Below are 11,108 nucleotides of genomic sequence, written 5' to 3' on the forward strand. Positions count from 1 at the left end.
ACGCCGCGGAGCCCGCCCTTCGGGCGGACGAGGGGAATGTGACGACACCCCCTAGTACGCGCGGAAAGGGCCCAGTGATCAGCCACGCGCGCGTGGTTTCCACCGGGGTGGCCCACGCGTGCGTGCACCCGGAAAAACGTCTCGGACCAGGACGATGGTTCCACCGGGTGGCACAACACACATCGCGGGCGGAGGGGATACGGCCGAGAGTGGAGCCATGCGTGTCCGAAGAGCGCGGGGGGCGCGAAGACGGAGTGCGGGCCGAATACGGCGGCGCGCGGGGCTCGTGCCGCGCGCGGTGCGGATACGGCGGGCCGGGCGCCGCCGGCGTGCACGCCGGACGCTGCCCCGCGCCGCGCGGGTGCTGGTCGCCTGTCTGCCCGGCATCGCCGCCGTCGTCGGTCTGGTGCTGTGCGTGGACGGCGTCGAGCACGCCACCGCCGCCCGGACCGCCGGACCTGCCGTCGTGGCCCGGCCCGCGGCCGTCCGGCACGCCGCCGTCAAGCCCCGTATCGTGCCGCGGTCCGTCTGGCTGGACGACCTCGCCCGGCACGCCCAGCCGCCCCCGCGCTACGACGACAAGGTCGTCGCGGTCTTCGTCCACCACACCGACTCGCCCAACGGATACGACTGCGCCGACGCGCCCCGCATCATCCGCTACCTCTACGCCGGCCAGACCGGTGCCCGGAACTGGGACGACATCGGTTACAACTTCCTCGTCGACAAGTGCGGCACCATCTACGAGGGCCGGGCCGGCGGCGTCGACCGCCCCGTCACCGGCGCCCACACCCAGGGCTTCAACCACCGCACGGCCGGCATCGCCGCCCTCGGCACCTTCACGGCGGGCGTCCCCGTCCCGAAGGCGATGACCGACGCGATCGCCGCGCTGGCCGCCTGGAAGCTGGGCCTGGCGGACGTGGATCCCCGTACGAAGGTCCGGCTGACCTCCAGCAACAACCTCAGCCGCTACCACGCGGGTACGACAGCCACCCTCCCCGCCCTGGCCGGCCACAACGACGGCTACATGACCAGCTGTCCGGGCGCCGCTCTCACGGCCCGCCTCCCGGAGATCAGGCAGCTGGCGGCCCGGCTGCAGGGCAGGACACCGTGACCTCTTCTCATCTGCGCCCGAGATAGATGCCCAACGCCCGCTGGAGCGCCTTCCCCTGGCTGCCCACCGGCCGTTCCCACTCCCCGAGGTACTCCACCGCCCGGCCGCCCGCCCCCGTCTTGAAGCCCAGCCGCCCGAGCAGGCGCGACTCGGTGAGATGGGGCGTGATGGAGCGCAGGTCGTACGTGTCGGCCCCGGACGACCGCGCGTCGCACAGCATCCGCCACAACAGGGCGCTGCTGGGCCGCAGTTCACGCCCCCGGCGGCCGGAGGCGGCGTACGAGTGCCAGGACCGGGAGCCGACGTTGATCATGAACGCGGCGGACAGCACCTCGCCGTCGTACTCGGCGAGATACAGCCGCAGCCGGTCGTCGTCCTCGGCGTTCAGCGCCTTCCACATGCGCTGGAAGTAGGCCGGCGGACGGGCCTTGAAGCCGTCGTGGGCCGCGGTCGCCGTGTAGAGGCGGTGGAAGTCGGGGAGGTCGGCGCCCGAGCCCCAGGTGACCCGCACCCCCGACATCTCGGACGTCCGCAGCGCCTTCTCCCAGTGCGGCGCGAGTCCGTCGCTCAGGTCGTCCACCGTCCGCCCGGCCAGCGGTATGTGACACCCGTACCGCGGCTGCCCGAGCCCGAACCCGCTGCCCTCGTCCTCCGCGCACCGCCGCCACCCCAGCCGCCCGAGCCGCTCGGCCGCGTCCAGCGCATGCCCGTCGAGGCCGTCGGCGGCCAGATCGTGCAGATGGCGTACGTCGGGGTCGGCGATCCCCGCCGTCACGGTCGCCGCCTCCCAGTGCCGGACCACCAACGGCGGCCCGATCCGCAGCGAGAACGCCCCGCGCTCCTCCACATGCGCGACGAGCGGATCCAGCCACCGCTCCAGGCGCGGCGCCCGCCAGTCGATCGTCGGCCCGTCGGGGACGTAGGCCAGGTAGCGCGGGGTCCCCGGCAGCTTCCGGTACAGCACCAGCGCCGCCGCGACCAGCATCTTCCCCTCGAACCAACCGACGCTCTCCGCCTGCCAGTCGGGCTTCACGGCGGCCCACTCGGGTATCTGGAGATGGCTCACGTCCGGATACAGCCGCAAGTGGGCCAGGTGCTCCTCGCGCGTGATCTCCTGTACGTACGGGCTGGTCATGGGCAGGGTGCTCCTGTTCGGGGCGGCCACCGTAAGCCGGGGATCTCGGGGCCGGTCAAGAGTCCACGACTGTGAACTGGACCCACGCCTGCGCCCAGGTGAACGTCCGACGGCGCACGGGCGGCGTCTCCGTTGGGCCCCGCCCAGGTGCGCCGACCATGCCCCGTACCCCTGCTTCCGTGAGCCCCCGCGAGGCGCGCGCGTGCCGGGCCGCGCGCAGGCGATCGGCCGTCATCCTGGAGCGCATGACGACCGATTCGCGGGGTTCCGCCGCATTCCTCATCGACGAGTCACTCGGCTTCCTGTTCCCGGCCGCGCTGCGCGCCGCGGCCGCCGTCGGGGTCGCGGACCACCTCGCCGACGGCCCCCGCACGCCCGCGGAACTGGCCGCCGCCACCGGCACGGACGCCCGCAACCTCCACCGGGTGCTACGGCTGCTCGCCACCCGCGGCGTCTTCGAGGAGGACGGCGAGGGCCGCTTCGCGCTGACGGCGGCCGGGGACGCGCTGCGCACCGACGCCCCGTACTCGGCGCGTTCGGCGGTCCTCATGAACACCGACCGGACCATGTGGTGGCCGGCCGCGGAGACGGTGCGCTGTCTGACCGAGGGGACCTCGGCGTTCGAGGGAATCTTCGGGGTGCCGTTCTTCGAGCACTTCGCCCGGGACGAGGAGACCGCGGCCGTCTTCCACACCGGTATGGCCGCGATGTCCGACCCGGAGAACGAGCCGGTCGCCGCGGCCTGCGACCTCCCCGCCAACGGCACCGTCGTGGACGTCGGGGGCGGTCACGGCGGCCTGCTCCTGGAGGTGCTGCGCCGTCACCCGGGCCTGAAGGGCGTGCTGTACGACCAGCGGCACGTCCTCGCCGGGCACCGCCTCGACACGGAGGAGACGGCGGGCCGCTGGACCCTGGCCGAGGGCGACTTCTTCACGGGCGCGCCGGCCGGGGACGTGTATCTCCTCAAGCGCATCCTGCACGACTGGGAGGACGAGCGGTGCGTCACGATCCTCGACCACTGCCGGCGGGCCATGGCGCCGGGCGGCCGGATCCTGGTCGTCGACGCGGTGGTGCCGCGGGACAACGCGCCGCACCAGGCCAAGACGCTCGACCTGTTGCTGATGGCGTCCCTGGTGGGCCGGGAGCGCACGCAGGCCGACTTCGCGGAGCTGTTCGCCGCGGCGGGACTGCGCCTGGCCCGCGTGCTGCCGACGCCGACCGTGCTGTCGGTGGTGGAAGCGGTGGCCGCCTGAGGGACCCGCCGGGGCTCACAGGTTCCTCGTAGCCGCCTCACCGAACTCCCTTTGGTCGCCTCCCTATCGTCATGCACACGCACTGACTGGAGGTGGGGAAGATGAACAGCAGTCACACCAACACCACGGAGAAGCCGGCCACTTGGGTCCGGACCGCCCGCGGTCCCTGGGCGGCCCTCTGCGCGGCCGCCGCGGTCGTCCTGGGCCCGGCCGCGGTCACCGCGAACGCCCTCGACCAGGCGAACGCGGCTCCGATGCACCATGCGGTGAGGATCGACCAGACGCAGGCCTACATCCCGACGGACCAGACCCGCAGGCGTACGGCGGCAGCCTGACCCTCAGTCCCTGAAGCGCTCCCAGAGCTTGGGATAGCGCTCCGCCAGTGCCCCGTCGTTCTCGAAGTCGACCGGGGTGCCCTCCGGTTCGGAGGGGGCCGGGGGGATGCCGAGGTCGGGGGCCACTGCTCCCGTGAGCTGTTCGTAGGCCTCGTCGGCGGAGTAGCCCAGCTCCTCGCCGTCGCCGTCCAGCTCCTCGTCGAAGTCGTCGAGCAGGTCGGCCAGCGAGTCCGGATGGTGCACGGCACCCTCGTACACCTCGCGCCCCTGCCCGATCAGCCAGCACCGGAAGAAGTCGAAGGCGTCGTCGCTGGCCCCGTCGAGCAGCACCCACGCGGCACCCCACAGGTCCCAGGTGTACGCGCGGTTGTAGCGGGCCTCGAAGTGACGGGCGAAGTCGAGCACCATGTCCGGGTCCAGCTGCAGCAGCCGGTCCACGAGCAGGTCGGCCTGCTCCTCGGGGTCGCCCTCGGCGGCCTCGCGGGTGGTGTCCACCAGCTCCCAGAACTCCGTCTCGTCCATCACGGGTCCAGCATCGGCCCTGGGCGGGTGGGGCGCACGTGGAGTGCGGCGGATTGTTATGTCCCGTACAGGCGGCCCAGCCGTATCGCGTCGTCGGTGAAACGTGCCCGCAGGCTCTCCGGAGCCAGCACTTCCACTTCCGGGCCGAGCCCCGCGAGCTGCGCGTGGGCGACCTTCTCGGACTCCACGGGGAGCGTGACCGTCAGCCGGCCCTCCTCGTCCGGGGTGCCGGCGGCGGCCAGCGCCTCACGGGCCGCGGCGGGATCGACCGCGTACGGCAGTCTCCGCACCCCGTCCTCGGACAGCCGCACCACGACCTCCGCCCGCAGGATCGAGCGCGCGAACTGTTCCGCCCGCTCCTCCCAGAAGCCGGGCAGGTCGAACTCCTCGTCGCGTATGAAGCGGTCCGCGCGGGCCTCCACCGCCGTGAACCGGTCGATCCGGTACACCCGGAAGGAACCGCCCTCGGCGACCCGCGCGCACACGTACCAGACGCCCGCCTTGAGCACGAGCCCGTACGGCTCCAGCTCCCGCTCCACCTCGGCCTCCCGGCTCCGGTAGCGCGCGGTGACCCGCCGGTCGTCCCACACCGCGTCCGCGACGGCGGGCAGCAGCTCGGGTGCCTTGGTCTCGGTGAACCAGTTGGGCGCGTCCAGGTGGAAGCGCTGGGCGGCGGTGCGGGAGGCGTCCCGGAGGGAGGGGAGCAGGGCCGCCGACACCTTCAGCCGGGCCGCGGAGGCGGCGTCCTCCAGGCCCATCTCCCGCAGCGCCCCCGGCACCCCGCTCAGGAACAACGCCTCGGCCTCACCGCGCGCCAGCCCGGTCAGCCGCGTCCGGTACCCGCCGATCAGCCGGTACCCCCCGGCCCGCCCCCGATCCGCGTACACCGGCACCCCCGCCTCCGACAGCGCCTGCGCATCCCGCGCCACGGTCCGCTCGGACACCTCCAACTCCCGCGCCAGCTCCCCGGCGGTCATGGACGGCCGGGACTGCAGAAGCAGCACCATCTTGATGAGGCGGGCAGCGCGCATAGGGCCATGATGCCGGGGGCCACTGACAACGAAGGGGTACGGCAGCCGCCGTACCCCTTCGTCGAAGGTCAGCCCTTACAGGCCGTACTTCTCCCGTGCTTCCTTCACCGCCGTCGCCTTGACCTCGCCGCGCCGCGCCAGCTGGGCCAGGGCCGCCACGACGATCGACCGGGCGTCGACGCCGAAGTGGCGGCGGGCCGCCTCGCGGGTGTCGGAGAGGCCGAAGCCGTCCGCGCCGAGGGAGGAGTAGTCCTGCTCGACCCACTGCGCGATCTGGTCCGGGACCTGGCGCATGTAGTCGGAGACCGCGAGCACCGGACCCTCGGCCCCGTGCAGGGCCTGGCGGACGTACGGGACGCGCTCCTCGCCGCGGAGCAGGGCCGCGTCGGCCTCCAGGGCGTCGCGGCGGAGTTCGGTCCAGGACGTCGCGGACCAGACGTCGGCCGCCACGCCCCACTCCTCGGCGAGCAGCTTCTGCGCCTCGATCGCCCAGTGGATCGCGGTGCCGGAGCCAAGGAGCTGGATGCGCGGGGCGTTGGCCGCGGCCACGTTCAGGCCCGCCGACTCCGCCGTGCTGAAGCGGTACAGGCCCTTGACGATGCCCTCGTCGATGCCGAGGCCGGTCGGCTTCGCCGGCTGCGGGAGCGGCTCGTTGTAGACGGTGAGGTAGTAGAAGACGTTCGGGTCCTCGCCCGGCGCCGCCTCGCCGTACATGCGGCGCAGGCCGTCCTTCACGATCGCCGCGACCTCGTACGCGAACGCCGGGTCGTACGTCAGCGCCGCCGGGTTCGTCGCCGCGATCACCGGCGAGTGGCCGTCGGCGTGCTGCAGGCCCTCGCCCGTCAGGGTCGTACGGCCCGCCGTCGCGCCCACCAGGAAGCCGCGGCCCAGCTGGTCGCCGAGCTGCCACATCTGGTCGGCCGTGCGCTGCCAGCCGAACATCGAGTAGAAGATGTAGAACGGGATCATCGCCTCGCCGTGCGTCGCGTAAGCGGTCGACGCGGCGATGAAGTCGGCCATCGAACCGGCCTCGGTGATCCCCTCGTTGAGGATCTGGCCGTTCTTGGCCTCCTTGTAGTACATCAGCTGGTCGCGGTCGACGGGCTCGTACGTCTGGCCCTTGGGGGAGTAGATCCCGAGCGACGGGAACAGCGACTCCATGCCGAAGGTGCGCGCCTCGTCGGGGACGATCGGCACCCAGCGCCTGCCGGTCTCCTTGTCGCGGACCAGGTCCTTGATGAGACGGACGAAGGCCATGGTGGTGGCCACGTTCTGCGTGCCCGAGCCCTTGTCGAAGGACGCGAACGCCTTCTCCGCCGGGGCCGGCAGCGGGGCCAGCGCGTGCGTACGGCGGGCGGGAGCCGGGCCACCGAGGGCCGCGCGGCGCTCCTGGAGGTAGCGGACCTCGGGGGAGTTCGCGCCCGGGTGGCCGTAGGGGACCACACCGTCGACGAAGTCGCTGTCCTTGATGGGGAGTTCGAGCAGGTCACGCATCTGCTTGAACTCGTCCACCGTCAGCTTCTTCATCTGGTGGTTGGCGTTCTTCGACGCGAAGCCCTCGCCGAGCGTGAAGCCCTTGACCGTCTGGGCCAGGATCACGGTCGGGGCGCCCTTGTGGTCGAGGGCGGCCTTGTAGGCGGCGTACACCTTGCGCGCCTCGTGACCCCCGCGGGAGAGGTGGAAGCACTCGAGGATCTTGTCGTCGCTCAGCAGCTTCGCCATCTCGACGAGCGCCGGGTCGGCGCCGAAGAAGTCCTGGCGGATGTAGGCCGCGTCGCGCGTCTGGTACGTCTGCACCTGGGCGTCCGGTACCTCGCGCAGCCGGCGTACCAGCGCACCCGTGGTGTCGAGCTGGAACAGCTCGTCCCAGGCGGAGCCCCACAGCGACTTCACGACGTTCCAGCCCGCGCCGCGGAACTGGGCCTCCAGCTCCTGCACGATCTTGAAGTTCGCGCGGACCGGGCCGTCGAGGCGCTGCAGGTTGCAGTTGATGACGAAGGTGAGGTTGTCGAGGCCCTCGCGGGAGGCGAGTGCCAGGGCCGCCGTGGACTCCGGCTCGTCCATCTCGCCGTCGCCTAGGAAGGCCCAGACGTGCGAGGACGAGACGTCCTTGATGCCGCGGGCGGTCAGGTAGCGGTTGAAGCGCGCCTGGTAGATCGCCGACAGCGGGCCGAGGCCCATGCTCACCGTCGGGAACTCCCACAGCCAGGGCAGGCGCCGCGGGTGCGGGTACGACGGGAGGCCGTTGCCGCCCGCCTCCTGGCGGAAGTTGTCGAGGTGCGCCTCGGTCAGCCGGCCGTCGAGGAAGGCGCGGGCGTAGATGCCGGGGGAGGCGTGGCCCTGGATGTAGAGCTGGTCGCCCGAGCCGTCGGCCTCCTTGCCCTTGAAGAAGTGGTTGAAGCCGGTCTCGTAGAGCCAGGCCGCGGAGGCGAAGGTGGCGATGTGGCCGCCGACGCCGTGTTTGCTGCCCCGGGTCACCATCGCGGCCGCGTTCCAGCGGTTCCACGCGGTGATCCGGCGCTCCATCTCCTCGTCACCGGGCACGGACGGCTCGGCGGCGGTGGGGATGGTGTTGACGTAGTCGGTCTCGAGGAGCTTCGGCAGCGCGATGCCGTTGCCCTCCGCCCTCTCCAGCGTGCGGCGCATCAGGTACGCGGCGCGGTGCGGGCCGGCCGCCTTGGCGACGGCGTCCAGGGAGGCCTGCCATTCGGCGGTCTCCTCGGGGTCCCGGTCGGGGAGCTGGTCGAGCTCGCTCGGCTGGATGGCGTTGGGGTCGGTCATGTCGCCGCCTTCCTCAGTCGAAGGGGGGTGCCCTTGGTCTTTGGCAGGACAGGGCTGGGGACCTCGGTGGAGGTCCGTCGGTGACAATAACTCGCTGATCGATGATCGATCAAAGGGTTCAAGGGCAAAACTTCTCGATTACGAGAAAGTAGGCACGGGGTGTCTTTCGGGCAGGCACCGGGTGCCGCGATTTCGGCGGGTTTCCGCAGGTGAGCGGGGTCGTGCTCAAGCTCGCGGCGCGCACCCCAGCACATGCGCCTTGACGAGTTCCGCGATACGCGGGTCCCGGCGCCGGAACGCCTGGACGAGCTCCTCGTGCTCCTCCGCGTACGACTGCTGAACGGTCCCCAGCCAGCGGATCGACAGCGCCGTGAAGACCTCGATGCCCAGGCCCTCCCAGGTGTGCAGCAGCACGGAGTTGCCGGCCGCCCGCACCAGCTCGCGGTGGAAGGCCACCGTGTGCCGCACCTGGCCCGTCCCGTCCGACGCCCGGTCCGCCTCGTACAGCGCGAGGACATGCGGCTCCAGCGCCGAGCAGTCCTGCGCCAGCCGCTCCGCCGCGAGCTCCGCGGCGATCGCCTCCAGACCGGCCCGGACCGGGTAGCTCTCCTCCAGGTCGGCCGCCGTGAGGTTGCGCACCCGCACGCCCTTGTTCGGCGCCGACTCGATCAGCCGCAGCGACTCCAGCTCGCGCAGCGCCTCCCGCACCGGCGTCTGGCTGACCTCCAGCTCGGTCGCGATCCGCCGCTCCACGATCCGCTCGCCCGGCTTCCAGCGCCCGCTGACGATCCCCTCCACGATGTGCTCGCGGATCTGTTCGCGCAGCGAGTGGACGACGGGCGCGGTCATGAGGGCTCCTTAAGGGCGTTTGACGTTTAGACAATAAGGCCGCGGACCCGTCCAGGAGGGGCGCACGGGGGCGCTTTCATGCAGGTGAGACGAGACTTACACGCCCTGCAGAACAGGGCCCCCTGTAAAGACCCGTACCGGGTACGGCCCGGAGGCGTCACCGCCGTGTCACAGCGCGAACCCCTCGGGCCGCCCACGCCGTCGCGGTCGGCAAGGAGTTCCCGAGCGGGGAGCTCCGGGAACGTCTGGGGGACGGCATGAACATCGGGGGACGGCGCAGCAGGATCGGCTGGACGGCCGCGGCGATGGTCGCGGGCACGGTGATCGGCGTGACGGGGTGCCAGCCGACGCCCACGGCCGCGTCGAGTCAGAGCAGCAGGCCGGCGGTCAGTGACACGGACGGCGGCGGTACGGAGGTCAAGGCCATGTCGGGCGCGCTCACGTCGGCGCGGCAGCCCGCCGGGCCCGGCGGAGCCTGCGTCTTCGTCAAGCCGGACGGCGCGCAGAAGTTCGGCCACGTCGGCTGGGGCTTCCGCGTCACGGGAACCAACCAGTGGGTCTACGGCGCCGTCGAGAACCCCTCCAACAAGCTGTACACCCCGCCCGGCGGCTACATCGGCGCCTGGCACGCGCAGGGGTCGTACGACCGCATGCTCAGCGAGATGTCCCGGGACGCGCACTACCCCGGCAAGTCGACGCACCCGTACAGCCGTTACCGCTGTGTCTCCTCCTCGACCAGTGACGTGAACCGCGCCTGGGCGATGATCCGCACCGTCGAGAGCCGCGGCTTCCTGGTCGGCGTCGACCCGAAGACCGGCGACCTCACCTCCCGCGACTGCCTCGACGCCACCTACGACGTCCTGCACGCCTACCGCACCCGCCACCTGACCTACGCGCCCCACCTCGACATCCCGAACGTGTGGGTGGAGACGCTGTGGAACTGGAGCGACCACACGCTCAGGCCGCACTAGCGCGCAGGGGTGCGTACGACGGTGCCCCCGCCCGGAGACTCCGGACGGGGGCACTGACGTACTCCGAGCCTTACAGACCGAGCTCGACCTCGAACTCGCCGGCCTCCAGGATCGCCTTGACCGCGGTCAGGTAGCGGGCCGCGTCGGCGCCGTCCACCAGACGGTGGTCGTAGGAGAGGGTCAGGTAGGTCATGTCGCGGACGCCGATGACCGTGCCCTCCTCGGTCTCGATGACCGCCGGGCGCTTGACCGTGGCACCGATGCCGAGGATCGCGACCTGGCCCGGCGGCACGATGATCGTGTCGAAGAGCGCGCCGCGCGAACCGGTGTTGGAGATGGTGAAGGTCGCGCCGGACAGCTCGTCGGGCGTGATCTTGTTGGCGCGGACCTTGCCGGCCAGCTCCGCCGTGGCCTTCGCGATGCCGGCGATGTTCAGGTCGCCCGCGTGCTTGATGACCGGGGTCATCAGGCCCTTCTCGGAGTCCACCGCGATACCGATGTTCTCGGTGTCGAAGTAGGTGATCGTGCCTTCGCCCTCGTTGATCTTGGCGTTGATCGGCGCGTGCGCCTTCAGTGCCTGGGCCGCGGCCTTGACGAAGAACGGCATCGGGGAGAGCTTGACGCCCTCACGGGCCGCGAACGCGTCCTTGGCCCGGGCGCGCAGCTTCATCAGGCGGGTGACGTCGACCTCGACGACCGAGGACAGCTGCGCCTGCTCGTGCAGCGCCTTGACCATGTTGTCGCCGATGACCTTGCGGATGCGCGGCATCTTGACGGTCTGGCCACGGAGGGGAGAGGCCTCCAGGGCCGGCGCCTTCTTCGCGGCGGCCGGAGCGGCGGCAGCGGCCGGGGCCGGAGCAGCGGCGGCGGTCTTCGCGGCCTCGGCGGCGGCGATGACGTCCTGCTTGCGGATACGGCCGCCGACGCCGGTGCCCTTGACGCCGGCCAGGTCGACGCCGTTCTCGGCGGCGAGCTTGCGCACCAGCGGGGTGACGTAGGCGCCCTCGTCCGTGGCACCCGCGGCGGGCGCTGCCCCCGCCAGGCTCCGGCACTCCTCGTCGCGGCCGGCGTGACCGGCTCCGCCATCGCGATCCCGCTGTTCGCCGCGAGCGGCGCCAGC

Annotated in this window: 10 protein-coding genes; 4 read left to right on the forward strand and 6 right to left on the reverse strand. The window is 71.8% G+C overall.

Annotated features, from left to right (window positions below; all coding sequences use genetic code 11):
• Positions 1-361 precede the first annotated feature (361 nt).
• The gene (locus ABZ848_RS47690; protein ID WP_360842903.1) at positions 362-1,111 is read left to right on the forward strand and encodes a peptidoglycan recognition protein; all 750 of its coding nucleotides are present in this window, start codon (positions 362-364) and stop codon (positions 1,109-1,111) included.
• Positions 1,112-1,118: 7 nt separating this feature from the next.
• Here the strand turns inward: ABZ848_RS47690 and ABZ848_RS47695 are convergent, their stop codons facing one another.
• A complete protein-coding gene (locus tag ABZ848_RS47695; protein WP_360842881.1) occupies positions 1,119-2,246 on the reverse strand; it encodes a peptidoglycan bridge formation glycyltransferase FemA/FemB family protein in 1,128 nt (375 codons plus the stop codon).
• Positions 2,247-2,491: 245 nt separating this feature from the next.
• Between ABZ848_RS47695 and ABZ848_RS47700 the strand changes: the two genes are divergently transcribed.
• Entirely contained in the window at positions 2,492-3,499 is a 1,008-nt protein-coding gene (locus ABZ848_RS47700) for a methyltransferase (protein WP_360842884.1), read from the forward strand.
• Positions 3,500-3,600: 101 nt separating this feature from the next.
• The gene (locus tag ABZ848_RS47705; protein ID WP_360842887.1) at positions 3,601-3,834 is read left to right on the forward strand and encodes a hypothetical protein; all 234 of its coding nucleotides are present in this window, start codon (positions 3,601-3,603) and stop codon (positions 3,832-3,834) included.
• Between the two features lie 3 nt (positions 3,835-3,837).
• Here the strand turns inward: ABZ848_RS47705 and ABZ848_RS47710 are convergent, their stop codons facing one another.
• The 4 genes from ABZ848_RS47710 to ABZ848_RS47725 form a co-directional block, all read right to left on the reverse strand.
• Positions 3,838-4,356 carry a DUF4240 domain-containing protein gene (locus ABZ848_RS47710; RefSeq protein WP_360842905.1) on the reverse strand — a complete coding sequence of 173 codons (519 nt, stop codon included), beginning with the start codon at positions 4,354-4,356 and terminating at the stop codon, positions 3,838-3,840.
• 56 nt (positions 4,357-4,412) lie between these two features.
• Complete coding sequence (locus tag ABZ848_RS47715) at positions 4,413-5,387, reverse strand: WYL domain-containing protein (RefSeq protein ID WP_360842890.1); 975 nt, start codon at positions 5,385-5,387, stop codon at positions 4,413-4,415.
• Between the two features lie 75 nt (positions 5,388-5,462).
• Positions 5,463-8,168: a pyruvate dehydrogenase (acetyl-transferring), homodimeric type gene (gene aceE / locus ABZ848_RS47720; RefSeq protein ID WP_360842893.1), complete on the reverse strand. Its 2,706-nt coding sequence runs from the start codon at positions 8,166-8,168 to the stop codon at positions 5,463-5,465.
• 225 nt (positions 8,169-8,393) lie between these two features.
• The gene (locus ABZ848_RS47725; protein WP_360842896.1) at positions 8,394-9,017 is read right to left on the reverse strand and encodes a GntR family transcriptional regulator; all 624 of its coding nucleotides are present in this window, start codon (positions 9,015-9,017) and stop codon (positions 8,394-8,396) included.
• Between the two features lie 257 nt (positions 9,018-9,274).
• On the opposite strand from ABZ848_RS47725, the gene ABZ848_RS47730 reads away from it, so the two are divergent.
• Positions 9,275-9,988, forward strand: a complete 714-nt coding sequence (locus ABZ848_RS47730) for a hypothetical protein (protein ID WP_360842898.1) — start codon at positions 9,275-9,277, stop codon at positions 9,986-9,988.
• Positions 9,989-10,058: 70 nt separating this feature from the next.
• Here ABZ848_RS47730 and sucB read toward each other — a convergent pair.
• Positions 10,059-11,108, reverse strand: a 1,050-nt coding sequence (sucB, locus tag ABZ848_RS47735) for a 2-oxoglutarate dehydrogenase, E2 component, dihydrolipoamide succinyltransferase (protein ID WP_360842900.1), incomplete at its 5' end; no start/stop codon positions are given.

It is taken from the genome of Streptomyces sp. NPDC047081 (assembly GCF_040643775.1).
Taxonomy (GTDB): domain Bacteria; phylum Actinomycetota; class Actinomycetes; order Streptomycetales; family Streptomycetaceae; genus Streptomyces.